The following is a 22,252-nucleotide window of genomic DNA, read 5'->3' on the forward strand; positions in this document are numbered from 1 at the left end:
TGATGCGCAAACTCGTGCACGTAGCCTTTGGGGTACTGAAGTCTGGTCGAAAATTCGACCCAGAACTCCATATCGCTTGTGCTGGATAACAGTATCTACCGGATCAGCAACCGTAGCCCGACGCAGGATGGGGGAAACCCATCACCCATCCGAGCGGGCATTCACGGGGGATCGACCCCCGCTTTTCGTAGGGTGGATGACGCTCTTTTCATCCACCGGCTTTTGGTGGAAAACGCTTCGCGGTTTTCCACCCTACGATCGTGCTTCAGAACAGCTTGAGGAAGTTGATGTAGAAGCGCGGCTCCTTGCCGTTGTTGCCGTCGATCTCCTCGGCGGACACCGAGCGGGTCAGCGGGAAGGCTACTTCCGGCGACACGAACATGTCCCTGGCCACCTGGAGGTGCGCGCCGAACCCCGCCGAGGCCAGGCTTTCCGAGCCGACGTAGCGCGGTTGCTCGTTCCACACCTTGCCGATGTCCCAATAGCCGTAGTACTGGGTCGGCACCTGGTAGTCGTTCACCGAATGCAGCCGGTTGTACTGCAGCTCGACCTTGCCGGCGACACCGTTGTCGCCGGTAATTTCCGACGGGTCGTAGCCACGGCCGAAATGGCTGCCGCCGACGCCGAACTGCTCGGGGGACAGCAGCGGGTCGCCGAACGAGGTCTGCCCGGTGATGGCCAGGTAGAGGTTCAGCCCCTCGGTGACCTCGCTCAGGTCCTGGATGCGCTGGGCGTCCAGTTGCAGCTTGGTGAAGTCGGTCTGCCCTTCCAGCCGCGACGGGTTGAGGCGTTTCTCCGAACTGGCGCCGAGGACGTCCAGCCCCTGGCTGAGCTCGGCCTTGAACAGGTTGCGGCCGCCATGGTCGTCGACGAAGTCGTAGCTGGCGCCGAGGCGCAGGGCACGGATCCGGTCGTCGGTGGATGGCGGCAGGTCCGGTTCGTCCAGGTATTCCGACTCACCGTTGAACCAGGTGAAGGCCGCCGACGTCTTGAAGGTTTCCGCGCGGCTGCGAATCCACGGATGGGTAACGCGCACCGCCAGGGTGTCGCCGCTGCTGTTGGCGTTGAGGAAGGAAAAGGTGTCGGCCCTGCCGTCGTTGTGCTGGCCGAGGAATTCGAGCACGGTGCCCTGGTCGCCGACCGGCAGTTGGTACTGGCCTTCGTAGAACTCCATCTTGTCGCCTTCGATCGACCGGCCATAGCGCAGCGAGAAGTGGTCGCCGAGACCCAGCGGGTCGTTGATGCCGATGCCGCCGTAGGCCTGCCAGGGCCCGAAGTAGCGGCTGTCGCGGTTGTCGAAGCCGAAGAAGCCTTCCCACTTGCGCAGCTCGGTCCCCACGCCCAGGTCGGTGCCTTCCAGCACCGGCGAGGCCGACAAGGTGCCGTGCGCGTCGTAGCCCGACAGGTCGTTCATCAGCAGCAGGTTGCGCTCCAGGGTCTCGCCCTTGAGCGGCGCCTCCTTGCGGATGTTCTCGGCGTAGCCGTCGATGCGCTTGTTGCTCGGCCCGTCGATGTGCACGTCGTTGACCCTGCCCTCGATCACCTTGAGGGTCAGCCGGCCCTCGTTCACCTGTTGCGCCGGCGCGAAGGTGCGCACCAGCAGGTAGCCGTCCTTGCGGTAGTGCTGGGTGATCTCGTCGGCCACCGCGTTGACCTCGGCCAGGGTGACCTTGCGGCCCTCCAGGCGAGCGAGCAGCGGCCGGAAGGTTTCCGGCGGGTAGACGGTCACCCCGACCAGGGTGATCCGGCTCACCGCGAACGGCGTGGTCGCCGTCGGTCCGGGCGGTTGCAGGCGCGGCTCCTCGTACAGCGGCTGATCCGGCTGGATGCGCGTGGCCTCCACCTCCAGCGATCCGGGCATCTGGCTGGGCGACGTGCGCCGGCCGAGCTCATCGGGCACCCGCACCCGGCCGGGGTCGAGCTGCGCGCCGGCCGCCAGCACGATGGCCGGGCTCGTCGCGCCGACCAGCACGGCGGTAATGGCGATGGCGAGGGATTTCCTGAATAACGAAGTCATGATGGCATCCCTCACTTGGTGTCCTTGGCGTCCAGCATCAGTTCGCGCGGAATGACGCTGCGGTTCCAGTCCGGGATCTGGAACTGGCCATCCTTCAGCAGGCTGTTGGCGTAGGACAGGATGTCGGAAACGTCGGGCAACTGTTCTTCGCCGGAGCCATAGGCGCGCGGCTTGCAGACCAGTTGCACGGTGTAGGTACGGGCCACCGCCGGGGTGACCGAGTAGTTGGCGACCACCGCCGAGGGCGACTCCAGCGCGGTGCAGCGCTCGGTGCCGGGGGCCTGGACGGCGACCGGGACCGTGGTCCTGTCACCGGGACCTTCCGGGGTCGGCGGCTCGGGCTTGATCGGGGGTTCCGGTTTGACCGGAGGCTCGGGCTTGACTGGCGGTTCCGGCTTGACGGGGGGCTCAGGCTTGACCGGCGGTTCCGGCTTGACGGGAGGCTCAGGCTTGACCGGCGGTTCCGGTTTGACTGGCGGATTCACCGGGCCGACGATGGTCAGGTTGCCGGGCTCGAAGGTCAGCGTGTAGTTGTAGACGTTGCCCGTCCCGGCCGCCGCCTGGACCGCCAGGTCGCCACGATTGATGGCGTAGTTGCCGGGATCTTCGCCCGGCGCGCGGCTCAGGTCGCCCTTCAGCACATCCGCCAGTTGATCGCCGTTCTTCAGTTGCCCGGCGATGTGCTGGTAGGTCAGCGCCGGATCGGCATCGCCGACCTTCTTGGACTGATCGTCCGCCTTCACCCTCAAGGGCGCCGGGATGATGGTCAGCTTGCCGTCCGCCAGCTTCGTCTCGTAGCGCTTGCTCGTGAAGCGGTCGAAGCTGTAGTCGTTGCGGATGCTGTAGTCGCCGACATTGCTCGCCGACGTGGCCGAGGTATCCAGCGCGCCGGCCTTGATGCCATCGCGCTCCAGTTGCTGGTCGACGAAGCGGTCCACCTCGCGTACCGCCTGGGCATGCGCGTTGAGGGTCTCGGTCCTGGAGAAGTCCGGGTTGGCGTCGCCGTACTCACGGCTGGCATTGGCGGCCTTGGATTCGAAGGTGGCCTTGTTGACGGTGATTTCCGGTGTCGACTCCCTGGTGTTCAGGTAATGCACCCGGGCGTTTTCGTTCAGCGCCCCGTACTCACTGGGGTATTTCGGGTCACCCCATTTCCCGTCGTTGACCAGCCAGTTGAGCTGGGCTTTCACCTCGGTGGTTTTCCCGCCCAGGGCGACCACCATCTGCTCCGAGGAATCGGAGAAGCGGTCGTACTGGATCTCGTCGGTATTCAGCGCACCGCCGGCGAAGTCGAAGTACTTGACGCCCCAGCCGGCGTCGCCACTGACCACCACCTGGCCCTTGTTGGCATCGAAGCCGAAGCCCGGAGGCAATTCGTCGGTAGCCACGCCATTCCTGGTCACGGCCACGCCCATCGGCTTGCCGCCGTCCGGTGTCAGTACCCAGGTGTCGTTGCCGATGGTGTAGGTGAGGGTGTTGACCAGGTAGTCGGAGCTGTCGGTGAAGTCCGGGTACTTGCCCTTGTCGATGTCCAGCGGCTGGCCGTCGGCCCCCACGTACTCCGAAGCCTCGAAGATCAGGTAGTCGAACTCCTCGCCGTTATCGAGCTTCAGGGTGATGCGCGGGTCTTCCCCATCCTTGCTGCTGTATTCCTTGGTGGTGATCTTCTTGACCTGCTGGGCCGAAACGCCCTGCATGCGGTCCTGGCCAAAGGGCGCCGTGACGGCGGAGCGGGTATCGAGCTGCTCCCCGTTATTGGTCATGTTGAACTTGAACTCGCCGTTGCTGGCCCTGCCGGCCAGGGTGCCGGTGTAGTTCAACGCGCTTTCCAGCAGTACGCTGGCGCCGCGCACGGCGAGCTTGTCGCCGATCAGCGCGGTGCCCTGCTGCTGGATGATCGAGCCGCTGTGGGAGGTGTCGATCCAGATGACGCCCTTGCCCACGTCGATGATGGCCCGGCCGAAATAGTCGGCGCTCCTGTTGTTCAACAGCACGTCGCCGGTGGCGTCGATGAACAGGTTGCCGTCCTTGATCAGGATCGGCGCATTGATGATCACCGAGCCGCTGTCGTTGCGTTTGGCGTTCGCATAGGCGGATGTGCCCGGAGCGGGCTCGTAGGTTTCCACCGGCTTGACCTTGCCGTTGGCGAGCAGGGCCAGGGTGGCGCCGCCGTTGTCCTGCTTCACCTCCTTGGCGACGATGGGCGCGTCGACGATGATCTTCTCCTTCGCCTGGACGATGACATCGCCGCTCTTCAAGCCCGCTTCGATCGCCGCCCGGCTGACATCGTCGCCGCCGCCCGCCTCGGTGATGCGGACCTCGTCCGGGTCGAGCAGCCAGGTCCCCGACTGCTTGCCGCCCGAGGTATCGACCCTGGCATCGGCGCTGACGCCCAGGCTCTTGCCCGAGGTCTCGACCATCCCGCCCTTGATGCCGCCCTTGGCGCTGGCTTCGCCGGCGAAGCGGGTCTTGCCGTCCGACCAGGCGACCACCAGGCCGCCGTCCTTCTTGCCGTCCGCCTTGAGCTGGGCGCCCTTGGCCACCGTGGTGGACTTCGCCGCCGGCTCGCTGCCCTTGCCCTTGAAGCTGCCGCCGACCAGCACCGAGCCGCCCTTGCCGGCCGAGCCGGAGGCGTCGGCCCTGGCCGAGCCGGCGACCGTGACGTTATCGCCCAGCACCTTGATGCTGCCGCCATCGCTGCCCTTGGCCGAGAGCGTGCCGCCGACATTGGTGCGTTCCGCATTGCCGAGGTAGATGCTGCCGCCCTTCTCGACCACCGAATCGGCGACCACCGTCCCGCCGACGTTGATCACCGAGTCCAGGTGCCTGGCCGCCTGCTGGGAGCTCATCGCCACCACGCCGTTGCCGACGTCGATATGGCCGGTGTTGTGCACCCCGCCCCGGACATCGTCGTCGACCTTGTTGCCGGCCGCGTCGCCGCCGATGGCCAGGCTGATCAGCCCGTCGCCGGTGAAGTCGAGGGTGGCCTTGGGACCGGTGGCCATGACCACCTGGCCTTTGCGCGCCTGGATCACCCCGTGGTTTTCCACCTGGGCGCCGAGTAGCGCCACCATGCCCTTGTCGCCGAGGACGTTACGGCCCTTGCCATCATTGAGCAGCTCGATCCTGCCGTCATTTCGGACGATGCCTTTCAGGTCGATGTCGAACTTCTCGCCGCTCTTGAACTTCTGCAGTTGCTCGTCGGAGATGGCGCCGGCCGCGGCGAGCAGCGAACTGGTGGTGACCCGCGAGCCCTTGCCGAACCAGATGCCGGAGGGATTGAGGAGGATCAGCTTGCCGTTGGAAGTGAGCACGCCGAAGATCTTCGACGGCTGGCCGCCGACAACCCGGTTGAGGGTGACCGAGCTGCCGTCCGGCTGCTGGAAATGCACCTTGTTGTCCGGGCCGATGGAGAATTTGTTCCAGTTGATGACGGTGCTCGGCGTGCCGGTATTGACCGTCATGTTCGGGCCGCTCTGGCTGATGCTGCCCTGCCCGTGGACGATCGAGCCACCCGACGGCAGTTCGCCCGCCTGGATGAAAGGTGCCGCCAGGGCCACGGCCAGGCATAGCGGCTTGACGGCCCAGCGCCGCTGGGGCGTTGCACGGGTTGCCTGCCTGCTGTCGCATCCCGGGGTCCAGATTCGAGTTTTCATGATCCACCTCCAAAGGGGCGCGGTACGCAAGGCGTATCCGCTCTTTGGTGGCAATCGTTTCTCGGAAAGCGGGTCGGGACGGATCAGAAAAGTACGAAGTTCCCGTAGGAATCGCACTACACGGCTTTCATGGCCCTTGGTAGGCGCAAGCGCAGCAAGGCCAGCATTTCAGTCCGGTCCGGCAGCACCAGTTCACCGTCCATCAGCGTCGCCAGGCGTTGGCACAGGACCAGGCGCGGCTGCGGAGTCACCGGCTCGGCGAGCCTGGACGCACCTGGACAGACCGGTTCCTCGGCATGGAGCTCCAGTCGCCACTGGAGATCGGCACTGACCAGTTCCTCGACCGACATGCGCACTTGCAGCCGGGGGGTCTTCTCGAGACCGTGTTCGAGAAGGATGCGCAGCATCTGCCGGTAGCGCTGCGGGTCGATCCAGGCACGACGCTCGGACAGCACGGCCGTCTCGACCACCACCAGATGCCCCTGCGGATCGAACGCCGCCACTTCCTCGACGGTGAGGCGCTCCAGGTCGAGCGGCCGTGGCGTCAGCAGCAAGGCACCGATGTCCAGTTGCACCAGGTCGTCCAGAATGGCCAGTTGCCCCTGCATGCCCCCGAGGGACGCGCTGACCTGCCGCAAGGCGGAACTATCGGGCAACTTACGGGCCACCTGGGCCAGCGCGCGCTGCACATCGACCAGGGTGCGCTGGAAGTCCTGGCCAACGCCGTGCAGGAACTGCGTGCGCGCATGCCTGATCGACTCGCCACGCTCCCTGGCCTGGCGCAGCATCACGAGTTCCTGCTCGTGGCCGCTGATGTCCAGGTATGAACAGAGCATCCCGAACAGACGACCCTCGGCGTTGCGATAGGGAATGCCGGAGTGGCTCAGGACCCGGCGGCGCCCCTTGTTGTGCACCACCAGCTCGCGCCTGTAGGGCTCTTCGCGCTCCACCGCCTGCAGGTAGGTCTGGTAGAAGTGCAGCGCATCCTCCGGCTCGAAGAAGTTGCTGTCGATGATGCGCTTGCCGATCACCTCTTCCGGCACCACGTCGAAGAACTCCAGGTAATGCCGGTTGCAGATCAGCAGGTAGCCCTCGCGGTCGCGCAGGGCGATGGGCAGCGGGATGATGTCGAAGATCTCGCGGAACGATGCGCCGTACTCCGGGCTGTCGGCTTCATGCGCCAGGTTTGCCGCCAGCGCCAGGCTGCCGAGCATGCCGTTGCGCCAGGCGATCTCCACCAGCTCCACCAGCGAGTCGGCATGCAGCTTGTCCAGCAGTCGCTTCTTGTAGGTGCTCACCGTGCGATCGCTGAGCGCCAGTTCGTCGGCGATGTCCTTGTTGCTGCGGCCGTTGGCCAGGTAGCGCAACACGGTCAGTTCCCGCGGCGAGAGGCTGCGCAACTGCTCCTGCTCGTCCAGCGGACCGAGCTGGGGAGCGACGCTACCCAGGCTGTGCGCCGGGAAATAGCTGCGCCCGTGCAGCACGCCGCGCACCGCATCGCCCAGTTCGTCGAGCGGCGCCTGCTTGCTGACGAACCCGGTCGCACCGGATTGCAGGCACAGGCCGGCGAAGTGCTCGGAATCCTGGGCGGTGAGCACCAGGGTCCTGGTGCGGCTGCCCTGCTGGAGCAGGCGGCGGATCACCTCCAGGCCTCCCAGGCGCGGCAGCGACAGGTCGAGGATCAACAGGTCGGGCTCCAGTTGCCGCGTCAGGTGCAGGGCATCCTGGCCGTTGCCGGCCTCGGCGGCGACCTCCAGCCCCTCCTTCTCCAGCAACACGCGCATGGCCTGCCGGACCAGCGGCTGCTCATCGGCCAACACGATCCGTTTCCGCATCATTCGTCCATGACTCTCCACCTGCGTGACTTCTACAGCGTAGAGGGTCATGCAGGTTTTGAAGGCGCGGCGACGTTCGGAAATCCGAACGACCGAACGCGGGATATTCGGGGAGCCGGACGAAAGGCTCGCGGGGAGCTTCCAGGTAAATACTAAAAATCATTTATATTCAATCAGTTAATTGTTTATGACGGATCCATGAAAGGCTGGCATGCAACCTGCTCCTCTCCTTGTAGTGAATGCGACCAGACCACTGCGGCATCCCGTGAACCTGGCGCATTCCCAAAAACAACAAGCCGAGGACCAGACTCATGCGCATCGCACCCCAATTCCTGGCCGCAGCCGTCGCTGCCGCCCTGTTCTCCACCACCACCGTCGCCGCGGAACTCACCGGCACGCTGAAGAAGATCAAGGACAGCGGCACCATCACCCTGGGCCACCGTGACGCCTCGATCCCCTTCTCCTACCTCGGCAACGAGCCGGGCAAGCCGGTCGGCTACGCCCATGACCTGCAACTGCAGGTGGTCGAGGCGATCAAGCAGGAGTTGGGCATGCCGGAACTGAAGGTGCGCTACAACCTGGTCACCTCGCAGACCCGTATCCCGCTGGTGCAGAACGGCACCGTCGACCTGGAGTGCGGCTCCACCACCAACAACCTGGAGCGCCAGCGGCAGGTGGACTTCTCGGTCGGCATCTTCGAGGTCGGCACCCGCCTGCTGACCCGCAAGACTTCCGGCATCAACGACTTCGCCGACCTGAGCGGCAAGAACGTGGTGACCACCGCCGGCACCACCTCCGAACGCCTGCTCAAGGCGATGAACGCCGAGAAGAAGATGCGCATGAACATCATCTCGGCCAAGGACCACGGCGAGTCCTTCCTGATGCTCGAGTCCAACCGCGCGGTGGCCTTCATGATGGACGACGCCCTGCTCTACGGCGAAATGGCCAAGGCCAAGAAGCCGGACGACTGGGTCGTGGTCGGCGAGCCGCAGTCCTACGAGATCTACGGCTGCATGGTCCGCAAGGGCGACCCGGCCTTCAAGCAGGTGGTCGACAACGCCATCAGCGCCACCTACGCCTCCGGCCAGATCAACGAGATCTACGCCAAGTGGTTCCAGAGCCCGGTACCGCCGAAGGGCCTGAACCTCAACTTCCCGATGAGCGACGAGTTGAAGAAGCTGATCGCCAACCCGACCGACAAGGCGGCCGAAGAGATCTGACCGGACTCGACGCGGGCACGGCCTGAGCTCCCTCTCCCGTTTACGGGAGAGGGCTGCCTTCCCGCCCTTCCCCCTGCCTTCACCCGTGAACCAATCAAGAGAAATCCCTGATGAACTACAACTGGGACTGGAGCGTGTTCTTCAAGTCCACCGGGATCGGCGATGAAATCTACCTGGACTGGTTCTTCGCCGGCCTGGGCTGGACCATCGCCGTCGCCCTGGCGGGCTGGATCATCGCCCTGCTGCTGGGCTCGCTGCTCGGCGTGATGCGCACGGTGCCGAACCGCTGGGTTTCCGGCATCGCCACCGTCTACGTGGAAGTGTTCCGCAACGTACCGCTGCTGGTGCAACTGTTCCTCTGGTACTTCCTGGTTCCCGACCTGCTGCCCGAACCGCTGGAAATCTGGTTCAAGCAGGACCTCTCCCCCGCCACCTCGGCCTACCTGTCGGTGGTCGTGTGCCTCGGCCTGTTCACCGCCGCGCGGGTCTGCGAGCAAGTGCGCACCGGCATCCAGGCGCTACCCAAGGGTCAGTTGGCCGCCGGCTACGCGCTGGGCTTCCGCCTGCCGCAGATCTACGGCAGCGTCCTGCTGCCGCAGGCCTTCCGCATCATCATCCCGCCGCTGACCAGCGAGTTCCTCAACATCTTCAAGAACTCCTCGGTGGCCTCGCTGATCGGCCTCATGGAACTGCTGGCGCAGACCAAGCAGACCGCCGAGTTCAGCGCCAACCTGTTCGAGGCCTTCACCCTGGCGACGCTGATCTACTTCACCCTGAACATGGGCCTGATGCTGCTCATGCGCCTGGTCGAGAAGAAGGTCGCGGTGCCCGGCCTGATCTCCGTGGGAGGTAAATGATGGACTTCAGCGCGATCATCCCGGCCCTGCCCGGCCTCTGGGAAGGCATGCTCACCACCCTGCAACTGATGGTGCTGGGCGTGATCGGCGGCGTGGTGCTCGGCACCCTGCTGGCGGTCATGCGCCTGTCGCCCAACAAGCTGCTGGCCAACGTCGCCGCCACCTACGTCAACTACTTCCGCTCCATCCCGCTGCTGCTGGTGATCACCTGGTTCTACTTCGCGGTGCCCTTCCTGCTGCGGGCGATCACCGGCGAAGACACCCCGGTGGGTGCGTTCACCTCGTGCCTGGTGGCCTTCATGATGTTCGAGGCGGCCTACTTCTGCGAGATCGTCCGCGCCGGCATCCAGGCCATTCCCAAGGGCCAGATGGGCGCCGCCCAGGCGCTCGGCATGACCCACGGCCAGACCATGCGCCTGATCATCCTGCCCCAGGCGTTCCGCAAGATGACCCCGCTGCTGCTGCAGCAAAGCATCATCCTGTTCCAGGACACCTCGCTGGTCTACGCCGTCGGCCTGATGGACTTCCTCAACGCCGCCCGCTCGCGCGGCGACATCATCGGCCAGGCCCATGAATTCCTGATCTTCGCCGGCCTCGTCTACTTCATCATCAGCTTCGCCGCCTCGCTGCTGGTCAAGCATCTGCAAAAAAGGTTAGCCGTATGATTTCCATCCAGAACGTCAACAAGTGGTACGGGGACTTCCAGGTGCTGACCGACTGCAGCACGGAAGTGAAGAAAGGCGAAGTGGTGGTGGTGTGCGGGCCGTCCGGCTCCGGCAAGTCCACCCTGATCAAGTGCGTCAACGCCCTGGAGCCGTTCCAGAAGGGCGACATCGTGGTCGACGGCACCTCGGTCGCCAACCCGAAGACCAACCTGCCCAAGCTGCGTTCGCGGGTCGGCATGGTGTTCCAGCACTTCGAGCTGTTCCCACACCTGTCGATCACCGAGAACCTGACCATCGCCCAGACCAAGGTGCTCGGCCGCGGCAAGGACGAAGCCATCGAGAAAGGCCTGGCCCTGCTCGACCGCGTCGGCCTGAAAGCCCATGCCCACAAGCACCCCGGCCAGCTCTCCGGCGGCCAGCAGCAGCGCGTGGCGATCGCCCGCGCACTGGCCATGGACCCGGTGGTGATGCTGTTCGACGAACCGACCTCGGCGCTCGACCCGGAGATGGTCAACGAAGTGCTCGACGTGATGGTCCAGCTCGCCCAGGAAGGCATGACCATGATGTGCGTGACCCACGAGATGGGCTTCGCCCGCAAGGTCGCCAACCGGGTGATCTTCATGGACAAGGGGCAGATCGTCGAAGACTGCGACAAGGAAGCCTTCTTCGGCGACATCAACGCCCGCTCCGAACGCGCCCAGCAGTTCCTCGCCAAGATCCTCCAGCACTGAGGACGGCGGTCCGGTCGATTGGGTCCCCGCGAACGCGGGGACCCAGTAAAAAAACCATCGCCCACGGGAACAGACGCCGTGGCGAGGACGACCCGGCAACACCCCAACTGGCCAGCCCCGGACAACTGTGATGCAATCCCCGCCATCCGCCCTTCGTGCGCTGCCCATCCCGCCGATCGTGAAGCCCCGTCTGCTCCGCCACCTGCTGCTGCCCCTGCCGATCATCCTGCTGATGCTCGCCTGCGGCTATGCCGCCTACTACCTCAGTGAACAGATCGGCATCCGCGCCCTGGCCGACACCGGCGAACGCCAGCTCGAACTGCACGCCCGCGCGGTGGAAAGCGAGATCAGCACCCACACCTACCTGCCCAGCCTGCTGGAGCTCGAGGCCAGCGTCACCCGCCTGCTGGTGATGCCCACCGAGTACCGTCGCGAGCGGGTCAACGTCTACCTCGAAGGCCTCAACCAGCGCAGCGGCAGCCGCGCCATCTACGTGCTCGACACCAACGGCCGGGTGCTGGCCACCAGCAACTGGCGCGACGCCGACAGCTTCCAGGGCGAGGACCTGTCGTTCCGCGCCTACTTCCGCGACGCCATGGCCGGCAAGCCGGGGCGCTTCTACGGCGTCGGCACCACCACCGGCGAACCCGGCTACTACCTGGCCCACGGCCTGCGCCACCACGACCGGATCATCGGCGTAGCGGTGGTGAAGATCCGCCTCGACCCGCTCGAACGACGCTGGGAGCGGGCGCGCCTGGAAGCCTTCGTCAGCGACGAGAACGGCATCATCATCCTCTCCAGCGACCCGGCGCGCCGGCTCAAGGCGGTGCGTCCGCTGGACGAAGCCACCCGCACGCGCCTGGCCAGCAGCCTGCAATACCACTGGACGCGCCTGGACGAACTGCAACCCATCGATCGCCGACCGTTCGGCCGCGCCGAACTGCTCAGCCTGCCCAGCCAGGACCCGGCCGGCGGCGGCGCGCGGCCGATCCGCTACCTGGCGCAAAGCCTGCCCCTGAACGACTCGGCGTGGACCTTCAACCTGCTCACGCCGGTGCAGGACGTGCGTCGCGAAGCCATCAGCCACGGCATGCTGGCGGCGGTGGCGTTCGCCTTGCTGGCCTTCCTGCTGATCGCCTGGAACGAACGCCGCAAGGTACTCGCCACCCGCCTGGCCGCGCGCGAGGCACTGCAACAGGCCAACAACCAGCTCGAACGCAAGATCGCCGAGCGCACCGCCGACCTGCGCGCCAGCAACGAGCGGCTGCGCGGGCAGATCCGCGAACGCCGGCTGGCCGAGGAAACCCTGCGCAAGACCCAGGACGATCTGATCCAGGCCGGCAAGCTGGCAGTGATCGGGCAGATGTCCACCAGCATCGCCCACGAACTCAACCAGCCGCTGGCGGCGCTGCGCACCCTGGCCGGCAACAGCGTGCGCTTCCTGCAACGCGGCAACCTGGAAACCACCAGCAGCAACCTGCAGACCATCAACGAACTGGTCGACCACATGGGCCGTATCACCGCCAGCCTGCGCGCCTTCGCCCGGCGCTCCGACGACACCGGCGAAGCGCGCCTGGGCAAGGCGGTAGACGCCGCGCTGTTCCTCCTCCATCCGCGCCTGGAACGCACACCGCTGAACATCCACCGCGACTTCGCCGACGTCCGGCTGGCCATCGACCAGACCCGCCTGGAGCAGATCCTGGTCAACCTGATCGTCAACGCCATCGACGCCATGGCCGCGCAGCGCGACCGCCAGTTGTGGCTGGAAGGCCGCGCGGACGAGGACCGCTACCTGCTCACCGTGCGCGACAACGGCCCCGGCATTCCCCCGGCGCTGCGCACCCACCTGTTCGAACCCTTCTTCACCACCAAGCCCGGCGAACAGGGCCTCGGCCTCGGCCTGACCCTGTCCGCCAGCCTGGCCGCCGCCGCGGGCGGCAACCTCAGCGTGCGACACCCGGACGAAGGTGGCACCGCCTTCGTACTGAGCCTGCAATCGCTCGCCCCCACCGAGAAACCCGCCGATGAATGAGCCGCTGACCGTACTGATCGTCGAGGACGACCCCCATGTGCTGCTGGGTTGCCAGCAGGCGCTGAGCCTGGAGGACATCCCCAGCATCGGCGTCGGCAGCGCCGAGGAAGCCCTGCAACAGGTCGGCGACGACTTCGCCGGGGTCGTCATCAGCGACATCCGCCTGCCCGGCATCGACGGCCTGGAACTGCTCGCCCGCCTCAAGGCCCGCGACCGCAGCCTGCCGGTGGTGCTGATCACCGGCCACGGCGACATCTCCATGGCGGTCGGCGCGATGCGCGACGGCGCCTACGACTTCATGGAAAAGCCCTTCTCGCCGGAACGCCTGGTGGACGTGGTGCGCCGCGCCCTGGAACAACGCGGCCTGGCCCGCGAAGTCTCGTCCCTGCGCCGCCAGTTGGCCGGCCGCCAGGCCCTCGAGGAACGCCTGATCGGCCGCTCGCCGGCCATGCAGCAACTGCGCGAACTGATCGCCAACGTCGCCGACACCTCGGCCAACGTACTGATCGAAGGCGAGACCGGCACCGGCAAGGAACTGGTCGCGCGCTGCCTGCACGACTTCAGCCGGCGCCAGGACAAGCAGTTCGTCGCCCTCAACTGCGGCGGCCTGCCGGAGAACCTGTTCGAGAGCGAGATATTCGGCCATGAGGCCCACGCCTTCACCGGCGCCGGCAAGCGCAGGATCGGCAAGATCGAACACGCCAACGGCGGCAGCCTGTTCCTCGACGAGATCGAGAGCATGCCGATCAACCTGCAGATCAAGCTGCTGCGGGTGTTGCAGGAACACAGCCTGGAACGCCTCGGCTCCAACCAGTCGATCCCGGTGGACTGCCGGGTGATCGCCGCCACCAAGGCCGACCTCGACGAACTGGGCAAGGCCGGCCAGTTCCGCAGCGACCTCTACTACCGCCTCAACGTGGTCACCCTGGAACTGCCGCCGCTGCGCGAACGGCGCGAGGACATCCCGCTGCTGTTCGAGCACTTCCTCCAGCAATCCTCCCTGCGCTTCGACCGCACCGCGCCGGAACTCGACCGCAACACCCTGGCGAGCCTGATGGCCCACGACTGGCCGGGCAACGTGCGCGAACTGCGCAACGTCGCCGAACGCTTCGCCCTCGGCCTGCCGGTATTCAAGAAAAGCGGCACGGAAAACCCCGGCCCCTCCTTCGCGGAAGCGGTGGAAGCCTTCGAGAAAAGCCTGCTCAGCGACGCCCTGGAACGCCACGCCGGCAACCTCAGCCAAGCCGCCCAGGCACTGGGCATGGCCAAGACCACCTTGTTCGACAGGGTGAAGAAGTACGGGCTGTAGTTCCTGCGGGGCATTCCCGGATTTCATCCGGGCTACGGCTCCATGGCCCAAGCCGCTTGCCCGAACCCGGTATCCCGGGGCCAGAACGAAACACCGCCCCTCACCCTAGCCCTCTCCCAAAGGGAGAGGGGATCGGTCCGCGCGGTACTCCAGTTCGTGCTCAGTCCGTGCCTCTGCAGGGCTGAGCTTGCCGTAGCTGGATGAGCCAGCACGACCTGCTCCCTCCGGGAGAGGGTTGGGGTGATAGTCCGTAGGGTGGAAGTCGCTTTTCACTTCCACCGCATGGGGCAAAACGATAGTCCGGAGTCAAACGAAACACCGCCCCTCACCCTAGCCCTATCCCAAAGGGAGAGAGGATCGGTACGCGCGGTACTCCAGTTCGTGCTCAGTCCGTGCCTCTGCAGGGCTGAGCTTGCCGTAGCTGGATGAGCCAGCACGGCCTGCTCCCTCTCCCTTCGGGAGAGGGTTGGGGTGAGGGGCGGACTTTCAGAACCCGTAGGGTGGAAGTCGCTTTCCACTTCCACCAGCTTTGTGGTGGAAAACGCTTCGCGGTTTTCCACCCTACAGGTCTCGTCCCGCGTCGGTCAAAGCCCCATCTGCTTGGCAATGATCTCGTTCATCACCTCACGGGTCCCCCCGCCAATGGAAAGAATGCGATTGTCGCGGTACAGCCGTTCGACCAGGCTCTCGCGCATGTAGCCCATGCCGCCCATGATCTGCACCGCGTCGTAGGTGAGCTTGTCGGCGATGTCGGTGGCGAAGTTCTTGGCCATGGAGATTTCCTTGATCACGCTCTTGCCGGCAGCCATCTTCGCCGCCTGGCGGTAGGTGAACTCACGCGACACTTCCAGTTGCGTCGCCATCTCCGCCAGGCGGTGCTTGAGCACCTGGAACTTGCCGATCGGTTTTCCGAACGCCTCGCGCTCGCGCGCCCAGGCGAGGCTTTCCTCCAGGGCCAGTTGCGCGGTCATGTTGGCCATGATCGCCAGGGCCAGGCGCTCGCTCTGGAAGTTGGCCATGATGCAGGCGAAACCGGCGTTCTCCACGCCGATCAGGTTCCCGACCGGCACCTTGCAGTCGTCGAAGAACAGCTCGGCGGTGTCCGAGGCCCACCAGCCCATCTTCTTCAGCTTGCGGCCGACGGTGAAGCCGGGGGTGCCCTTCTCTATCAGCAGCAGGCTGACCCCGCCGAAGCCCTCGCCGCCGGTGCGCACCGCCACCGTGTAGTAGTCGGCGCGCACGCCGCTGGTGATGAAGGTCTTGCTGCCGGTGACGCGATAGAAGTCGCCGTCGCGCACCGCACGGGTCTTGAGGCCCGCCACGTCGGAGCCGCCGGACGGCTCGGTGACCGCCAGAGCCATGATCTTCTCGCCGGCCAGCACCTCGGGGACGATGCGCTCGCGCAGTTCCGGCCTGGCCCACTTCACCACTGGCGGCAGGCCGATATCCAGCGAGCCCAACCCAGCCACCAAGCCGCCGGAACCGCTGCGCATCAGCTCCTCGCTGGCCGCCACCTTGGCGAACAGATCGCCTTCGTGGCTGCCACCGTAGCGTTCCGGGTAGCCGATACCGAGGATGCCGGCGGCGCCGGCCTTGAGGTACAGCTCGCGGGGAAACTCCTCGGCCTCCTCCCATTCGGCGACGTGCGGGAGGATTTCCCGCTCGACGAAACGCCGCACGGAGTCGCGGACCAGTTGATGGGAGTCGTCGAAGTATTCCTGGAAAGTGGACATGGCGAAGCACCCGGTGGTTTGTTTTCGGACAAACTACCGAGCGCTTGCTTGGTTTTCAAGATGCAAGAATGATAGCGCCCATCGCTTCACTCACCGTGCTCAGCCGCGTGCTGTTTTTCTGGGTCCCCGCGTTCGCGGGGATGACGGTTATTTCTTCCACGTCACGCCCGCGAACGCGGGAATCCAGTAAACCCCGCGATTCGCGGCCATGGGCCGCTCCTACAGGCGAGGGGCTCTACAGGCTTATCGGCCGGCGTCCCGCCAGGGCATGCGCCAGGGTACCGCCGTCGACCAGTTCCAGCTCGCCACCGAGCGGCATGCCATGGGCGATGCGCGAGGTGACCAGGCCCTTGTTGGCCAGCAACTGGGCGATGTAGTGGGCGGTCGCCTCGCCCTCGACGGTCGGGTTGGTGGCGAGGATCACTTCGCTGAACGCGCCCTCATCGATGCGCTTGAGCAGTTCCGGCACGCCGATGGCTTCCGGGCCGAGCCCGTCCAGCGGCGACAGGTGCCCCTTGAGCACGAAATAGCGGCCGCGATAGCCGGTCTGCTCCACCGCGTACACGTCCATCGGACCTTCGACGATGCACAGCAGGCTGTCGTCGCGACGCGGATCGAGGCACAGCGAGCAGACGTCCTCCTCGCTCAGGGTGCGGCAACGCTGGCAGTAGCCGACCCCTTCCATCGCCTGGGTCAGCGCCTGGGCGAGGCGCAGCGCACCGCTGCGGTCGCGCTCCAGCAGGTGCAGGGCGGTACGCTGGGCGGTCTTCTGCCCTACCCCGGGCAGGACGCGCAGGGCGTCGATCAGTTGGCGGATCAGTGGACTGAAGCTCATGGGAAATCTCGCAAGGAAGCTGCAACAGGGTGCAGGCCGGCGCTCGCCCCCTCTTGCAGCTTATGGCTTGCAGCTTGTAGCCGCTTCAGAACGGCAACTTGAAGCCCGGTGGCAGTTGAAGACCAGCGGTCATGCCGGACATCTTCTCCTGGTTGTTCGCCTCGATCTTGCGCACCGCGTCGTTGACGGCGGCGGCGATCAGGTCTTCGAGGATTTCCTTGTCCTCCTGCATCAGGCTGTCGTCCAGGCTCACGCGCTTGACGTCGTGGCGACCGTTCATCACCACGCTCACCAGGCCGGCGCCGGACTGGCCGGTGACCTCGGCGTTGGCCAACTCTTCCTGCATCTTCTGCATCTTTTCCTGCATCTGCTGGGCCTGCTTCATCAGGCCGGCCATGCCACCTTTCATCATGGAAATCACCTCGGATTATCAGGGAGTGACGGGAGTGTCGACGGGTTCGATGCTGCCGTCGCGGATCACCGCGGCGAACTGCTGGATCATCTGCTGCACCAGCGGATCGTTGTGGATCGATGCCTCGGCGCTGCGCTGGCGCTCGGCGCGCTTGCGGGCGGCGGCCTGCGCCGGGGTTTCCTGTTCGGGCTTGCGAAGCTCGATCTCCAGGGTCAGCGGACGCCCGTGGAACTGGTTCAGGGCGTCGTTCAGGCGCCGCTGCTGGGTGGCGTTGAACAGCGCGCCCTGGGCCGGGTCCAGGTGCAGGCGCCAGGTGTCGCCTTCTATCGCCACCAGGGTGCAGTTGGCGCCGATACTGCCGGTCAGGCCGCTGATGCCCAGGCGCGGGAACAGGTCGAGCCATTCGGCGGCGAGGCCGGTGGCCGGCTGCACGGCGGGCAACGGTTCGGGCTCGGCGGCCGGCGCTTCGCCAGCGGCGGAGAAATCGTAATCGTAGGCCTCGGCGTCGGCCTCGTAGTAATCGTAGTCGCCGGGTGGCGGCTCTTCGTCGTCATCCTCGGCAGCGGCGGGCGCCTGCGGCTCGGAGGCAGCGGAGACCGGCTCAGGCTCGGGTTCGGGCTGCGCCACGGTCTCGGCGACGACGTTTGCCCGGGGCTCTTCCCAGGGCAGGTCGACCGACGGAGGCTCGACGGCGGCCGGCGGTTCGGCAGCGACCACGGGCGCCTCCTCGACGGGAGCGGGCGTCACGACCGGCTCGGGCGCCACCGGTGCGGGCTCGACGACAGGCTCGACCGGAGCGGCCTCGGCGATGGGGGCTACCACAGGCTGCGGCGCGGCGACCGGAGCCGGAGCCGGAGCCGGAGCCGGAGCCGGAGCCGGAGCCGGAGCCGGAGCCGGAGCCGGAACAGCCGGCGCGACATTCGGTACGGAAGCAACGACCGGCGCCGCAACGGCGGCACCGGCCACTGGGTTGGTCGTGGAATCAGCCGTGGCCTTGCTGATCCCCAGGTCCTTTAGCGGCGACCTGGGTGCGCTCTCGGCATCGCCGGGACGGAAGGCCAGCATGCGCAGCAGGACCATCTCGAAGCCGCCGCGCGGGTCAGGCGCCAGCGGCAGGTCGCGGCGGCCGATCAGGCCCATCTGGTAGTAGAACTGCACGTCCTCGGCCGGCAATGCCTGGGCCAGGGCCAGCACCTTGTCGCGGTCGCCCTGGCCATTGTCGACCGCTTCGGGCAAAGCCTGGGCGACGGCCACGCGGTGCAGCACGTTGAGCATCTCGGAGAGCAGGCCGTTCCAGTCCGGGCCCTGCTCGGCCAGTTGGCGCACCGCTTCGAGCAACGCGCGGGCATCGCCTTCGATCAGCGCGTGGAGCACGCCGTAGACCTGGCCATGGTCGAGCGTGCCGAGCATGGCGCGCACGTCGGCGGCCAGCACCTTGCCCTCGCCGAAGGCGATTGCCTGGTCGGTCAGGCTCATGGCGTCGCGCATGGAACCGTCGGCCGCACGGCCGAGCAGCCACAGGGCGTCTTCCTCGAACGGCACGTTCTCGGCGCCCAGCACGTGGGTAAGGTGCTCGACCACCCGCTCCGGCGGCATGTTCTTCAGGGAGAACTGCAGGCAGCGCGAGAGGATGGTGACCGGCAGCTTCTGCGGGTCGGTGGTGGCGAGCAGGAACTTGACGTGCGGCGGCGGCTCCTCGAGGGTCTTGAGCAGCGCGTTGAACGAGTGCGTGGAGAGCATGTGCACTTCGTCGATCAGGTAGACCTTGTAGCGGCCCCGGGTCGGCGCGTACTGCACGTTGTCGAGCAGTTCGCGGGTGTCCTCGACCTTGGTGCGGCTCGCGGCGTCCACCTCGATCAGGTCGACGAAGCGCCCCTCGTCGATCTCCCGGCACACCGAGCACTGGCCGCAGGGCGTGGAGCTGATGCCGGTCTCGCAGTTCAGGCACTTGGCGATGATCCGCGCGATGGTGGTCTTGCCCACCCCGCGCGTGCCGGTGAACAGGTAGGCGTGGTGCAGGCGCTGGCTGTCGAGGGCGTTGATCAGGGCCTTGAGCACATGGGTCTGCCCAACCATCTCGCGGAAGGTGCGCGGGCGCCATTTGCGTGCAAGGACCTGATAACTCATTGAAAAACCGTCGCGAGTGGGTAGCTGAAGTGGGCTAATCCTAGCGGAGCAGGGGGCAAAATGCACTCGTCGCGGTTCCGCTGTCGCATCCGGTTACGGCTCCGCCGGGCGGTACCACTGGGTCTTGGCTAGTTTTGCCAATATCCCTACACCCCGAGTGGTCAAGGAGTCCCATGCCGACCAGAATCCTTGCCGCTGGCGAGCCGGCCCCCTGGTTCCACTGTCGCAGCCAGGCCAATCCGGACTTTGCCTTCGATACCGTGGCCGGACGTTACGTGATGCTGTGTTTCTTCGGCTCCGCGGCCCAGCCCCTGGCGGCCGAGGTGCTCGAGCACATCCAGCGGCAGCGGCAGTGCTTCGACGACAGCAACGCCAGCTTCTTCGGCGTCACCGTCGACCCCGAGGACGAACGCCAGCAGCGGGTCGCCGACACGCTACCGGGCCTGCGCTTCTTCTGGGACTTCGACCGCAAGGTCAGCCGCCTGTATGGCGCGCAGGGCGCCGACGGGCACTACCACCCGGCCACCTTCCTGCTCGACGCCCGCCTGCGCATCCTGGCGATCCTGCCCATCACCCAGGCGGCCGAGCATGTCGCCCAGGTCATCGGCCTGATCCAGCGCCTGCCCGCCATCGCCCCGCCCTGCCCGGCCGTCATGCAGGCGCCGGTGCTGGTCGTGCCGCGCATCTTCGAACCGGAACTGTGCCAGCGGCTGATCGCGCTGTACGAGGAGCGCGGCGGCTTCGACTCCGGGTTCATGCAGGACCAGGACGGCAAGACCGTCACCGTGCACAAGCACAGCCACAAACGCCGGCGCGACCACATCATCGAGGACGAGGAGATGCGCGAAGCCTGCCTGGACCGCATTCGCCGGCGCCTGCTGCCGGAGATCCACAAGGCCTTCCAGTTCTCCGCCAGCCATATCGAGCGTTACCTGGTGGCCTGCTACGACGGCGAGGAAGGCGGGCACTTCCGCCCGCACCGCGACAACACCACCAAGGGCACGGCCCACCGTCGCTTCGCGGTATCGCTGTTCCTCAACAGCGGCGCCTACGAAGGCGGTCATCTGCGCTTTCCCGAGTTCGGCAACAGCCTGTACAGCGCCCCATCGGGTGGCGCCGTGGTGTTCTCCTGCTCGCTGCTGCACGAAGCCACCCCGGTGACGCGCGGCAAGCGCTACATGTTCCTGCCGTTCCTCTACGACCAGTCGGGGCGACAGATACGCGAAGCCAACCTCAAGTATCTCGAGGACAGCGACGAACAACAGGCATGAGGAGGATTCCGCGAGCGGCGCTCCGGGAACGGACGCCGAAAATGGAGGTGGCCCCACCAGCCACACCCCGGCACACGATGTCACCGCTGCGGCTGCTCCCTTCCAGGCCTGACCGGGTTCACGGCTGATCGTTGCGGGGGGACCGATGGAGCCACCATAACGAAGCCCGCCAAGTGGCGGGCCGCGACATTGTACCGGCCTCGCGGCAAGTTACAACCACTTCAAGCACTTACGCACATTAAGGTTTTGTAATCGAAAATATTTCTCAAATCCACCTTAAAGCCCGGCAGATTCCTGCCGCTATTTTCTCAGAGGAAGCACTTCTGATTGGCCTTTATCACCGCCACACAAGGAGTCAACAATGAGATGGAATAGCTGCGTTTGCTGCCTGGTCCTGTCATTCGCTGCAAGCACCCCGGCACTGGGGAGTGGCGGAACCATCACGTTCAGGGGGGCGGTAGTCGAGCCGCCATGTAGCGCGGAAACCCAGACCGTCGGCAATCCACTGGATTCGACGGTTGCCCGGATAAGGATCGGGGATTGCGCCACTCCCCTCCAGGTAAGCCTGGCAGACTCGCACAGCCGGGAAGCCCCCACCCAGATCAACCTCACCGACCTGCACGGAAACCCACTCGGCGCCCAGACCTATCTCTCACCCAGCCCCGAAGGCCAGTTCCTGCAATTGCGCAGGCAGGCGCAAGGCCAGAAACAGGGGGCGTTGGTGATGACACTGACCTACCTGTAGAACCTACTGCTCTCGAATCATCCCCGCCGGCAGCGGCTGGGTCGAAACCTCGAGGTCCCGCCCGAGGTAGAGATCCAGCCTGCTGTAGCCGGGACGAGCGCTGAAGCTGGTGTATTTCTCGCTGCCCTGGTGGAACCTGAAGCCCACCTGGTAATTGTCGCCGCGCCACGGCCGCAGCGGGAAACGGCGCACTTCACCGGGCTGGATATCCCCGCTCAGGCGCTCTTCGCCATTTTCCATGAAGCTGTAGCTCGCCACCCCGACGGCCTGGGCATCGTAGTGCACCAGGATCTGCGGACGTTCGCGCCAGGCGACGTACAGCCCGAACAGCAGCACCAGGGCCAGGATGCCCAGCAGCCGCTGTTTTCTTGCCTTGTCCATACCGGCCTCCGGGTGAAGCCGCCCGCTCCCGCGGAACGGGCGGCGGCGATCAGTTCAGGCTGTCGGCCAGCGCCTTGGCCGGCACGAAGCGCACCACTTTCTTCGCGGCGATCTGGATGGTCTTGCCGGTCTGCGGGTTGCGGCCGCTGCGGGCGGCACGCTCGGTCACCTTCAGCTTGCCGATGCCGGGCAGGGTCAGTTCGCCGTCGTTCTCCAGGCTGTCCTGGACGATCAGCGCCAGTTGCTCGAACACGCCACGCACCGACGCCTGGGTCAGGTCGAGGGATTCGGCGATATCGCGAACCAGTTGGTCTTTGCTCAAAGCCATGATGTCACTCCCAGATCAAGTGTTTGCAAATATCGTCGTCGCCCTCGCGCACGCGGGGGCCCAGAAACGCCGTGTTCATTGGGTCCCCGCCTGCGCGG

17 protein-coding genes and 1 other RNA gene are annotated in these 22,252 nt (G+C 65.9%); 8 read left to right on the forward strand and 10 right to left on the reverse strand.

Features of this window, described 5'->3' with window-relative positions:
- Positions 1 to 265: 265 nt before the first annotated feature.
- The 3 genes from PSEWESI4_RS16260 to PSEWESI4_RS25575 all read right to left on the reverse strand — a co-directional run bounded on the left by PSEWESI4_RS16260 (position 266) and on the right by PSEWESI4_RS25575 (position 7,493).
- Positions 266 to 2,017, reverse strand: a complete 1,752-nt coding sequence (locus PSEWESI4_RS16260) for a ShlB/FhaC/HecB family hemolysin secretion/activation protein (RefSeq protein ID WP_187672260.1) — start codon at positions 2,015 to 2,017, stop codon at positions 266 to 268.
- 11 nt (positions 2,018 to 2,028) lie between these two features.
- Complete coding sequence (locus tag PSEWESI4_RS16265) at positions 2,029 to 5,673, reverse strand: two-partner secretion domain-containing protein (protein ID WP_187672261.1); 3,645 nt, start codon at positions 5,671 to 5,673, stop codon at positions 2,029 to 2,031.
- Between the two features lie 116 nt (positions 5,674 to 5,789).
- Positions 5,790 to 7,493, reverse strand: coding sequence for a response regulator (locus tag PSEWESI4_RS25575; protein WP_235978952.1), 1,704 nt, complete (start codon positions 7,491 to 7,493; stop codon positions 5,790 to 5,792).
- Between the two features lie 326 nt (positions 7,494 to 7,819).
- Here PSEWESI4_RS25575 and PSEWESI4_RS16275 point away from each other — a divergent pair, with 326 nt between their 5' ends.
- The 6 genes from PSEWESI4_RS16275 (at position 7,820) to aauR (ending at position 14,322) form a co-directional block, all read left to right on the forward strand.
- Positions 7,820 to 8,728: a glutamate/aspartate ABC transporter substrate-binding protein gene (locus PSEWESI4_RS16275; protein WP_187672263.1), complete on the forward strand. Its 909-nt coding sequence runs from the start codon at positions 7,820 to 7,822 to the stop codon at positions 8,726 to 8,728.
- Positions 8,729 to 8,838: 110 nt separating this feature from the next.
- Positions 8,839 to 9,585, forward strand: coding sequence for an amino acid ABC transporter permease (locus tag PSEWESI4_RS16280; RefSeq protein WP_187672264.1), 747 nt, complete (start codon positions 8,839 to 8,841; stop codon positions 9,583 to 9,585).
- Positions 9,582 to 10,250, forward strand: coding sequence for an amino acid ABC transporter permease (locus PSEWESI4_RS16285; RefSeq protein WP_187672265.1), 669 nt, complete (start codon positions 9,582 to 9,584; stop codon positions 10,248 to 10,250). Before PSEWESI4_RS16280 ends, PSEWESI4_RS16285 begins: the two co-directional genes overlap by 4 nt.
- Positions 10,247 to 10,981, forward strand: a complete 735-nt coding sequence (locus PSEWESI4_RS16290) for an amino acid ABC transporter ATP-binding protein (protein ID WP_187672266.1) — start codon at positions 10,247 to 10,249, stop codon at positions 10,979 to 10,981. Before PSEWESI4_RS16285 ends, PSEWESI4_RS16290 begins: the two co-directional genes overlap by 4 nt.
- Positions 10,982 to 11,111: 130 nt before the next feature.
- Entirely contained in the window at positions 11,112 to 13,013 is a 1,902-nt protein-coding gene (locus PSEWESI4_RS16295) for a sensor histidine kinase (protein ID WP_187672267.1), read from the forward strand.
- Complete coding sequence (aauR, locus tag PSEWESI4_RS16300) at positions 13,006 to 14,322, forward strand: two-component response regulator AauR (protein WP_187672268.1); 1,317 nt, start codon at positions 13,006 to 13,008, stop codon at positions 14,320 to 14,322. The genes PSEWESI4_RS16295 and aauR overlap by 8 nt, the downstream gene beginning before the upstream one ends.
- Positions 14,323 to 14,906: 584 nt before the next feature.
- Here aauR and PSEWESI4_RS16305 read toward each other — a convergent pair.
- From PSEWESI4_RS16305 to dnaX, 4 genes are all read right to left on the reverse strand, one after another.
- A complete protein-coding gene (locus tag PSEWESI4_RS16305) occupies positions 14,907 to 16,055 on the reverse strand; it encodes an acyl-CoA dehydrogenase family protein (protein WP_187672269.1) in 1,149 nt (382 codons plus the stop codon).
- Positions 16,056 to 16,290: 235 nt separating this feature from the next.
- Positions 16,291 to 16,890, reverse strand: coding sequence for a recombination mediator RecR (gene recR / locus PSEWESI4_RS16310; protein ID WP_187672270.1), 600 nt, complete (start codon positions 16,888 to 16,890; stop codon positions 16,291 to 16,293).
- Between the two features lie 85 nt (positions 16,891 to 16,975).
- Positions 16,976 to 17,302 carry a YbaB/EbfC family nucleoid-associated protein gene (locus PSEWESI4_RS16315; RefSeq protein WP_187672271.1) on the reverse strand — a complete coding sequence of 109 codons (327 nt, stop codon included), beginning with the start codon at positions 17,300 to 17,302 and terminating at the stop codon, positions 16,976 to 16,978.
- An 18-nt stretch (positions 17,303 to 17,320) separates the two neighbouring features.
- Complete coding sequence (gene dnaX, locus PSEWESI4_RS16320) at positions 17,321 to 19,429, reverse strand: DNA polymerase III subunit gamma/tau (protein WP_187672272.1); 2,109 nt, start codon at positions 19,427 to 19,429, stop codon at positions 17,321 to 17,323.
- Between the two features lie 173 nt (positions 19,430 to 19,602).
- Between dnaX and PSEWESI4_RS16325 the strand changes: the two genes are divergently transcribed.
- Complete coding sequence (locus PSEWESI4_RS16325; protein ID WP_187672273.1) at positions 19,603 to 20,700, forward strand: 2OG-Fe(II) oxygenase; 1,098 nt, start codon at positions 19,603 to 19,605, stop codon at positions 20,698 to 20,700.
- A 51-nt stretch (positions 20,701 to 20,751) separates the two neighbouring features.
- On the opposite strand, the gene ffs is transcribed toward PSEWESI4_RS16325, so the two are convergent.
- Positions 20,752 to 20,848, reverse strand: an RNA gene (gene ffs, locus PSEWESI4_RS16330) — signal recognition particle sRNA small type.
- A 213-nt stretch (positions 20,849 to 21,061) separates the two neighbouring features.
- On the opposite strand from ffs, the gene PSEWESI4_RS16335 reads away from it, so the two are divergent.
- Entirely contained in the window at positions 21,062 to 21,445 is a 384-nt protein-coding gene (locus PSEWESI4_RS16335; RefSeq protein ID WP_187672274.1) for a type 1 fimbrial protein, read from the forward strand.
- A 3-nt stretch (positions 21,446 to 21,448) separates the two neighbouring features.
- On the opposite strand, the gene PSEWESI4_RS16340 is transcribed toward PSEWESI4_RS16335, so the two are convergent.
- On the reverse strand, positions 21,449 to 21,826 hold the full coding sequence (locus tag PSEWESI4_RS16340) for a hypothetical protein (RefSeq protein WP_187672275.1): 378 nt from the start codon (positions 21,824 to 21,826) through the stop codon (positions 21,449 to 21,451).
- A 49-nt stretch (positions 21,827 to 21,875) separates the two neighbouring features.
- Entirely contained in the window at positions 21,876 to 22,154 is a 279-nt protein-coding gene (locus PSEWESI4_RS16345; RefSeq protein ID WP_187672276.1) for an HU family DNA-binding protein, read from the reverse strand.
- Positions 22,155 to 22,252 lie beyond the last annotated feature (98 nt).

This window comes from Zestomonas carbonaria (assembly GCF_904061905.1).
GTDB lineage: Bacteria > Pseudomonadota > Gammaproteobacteria > Pseudomonadales > Pseudomonadaceae > Aquipseudomonas > Aquipseudomonas carbonaria.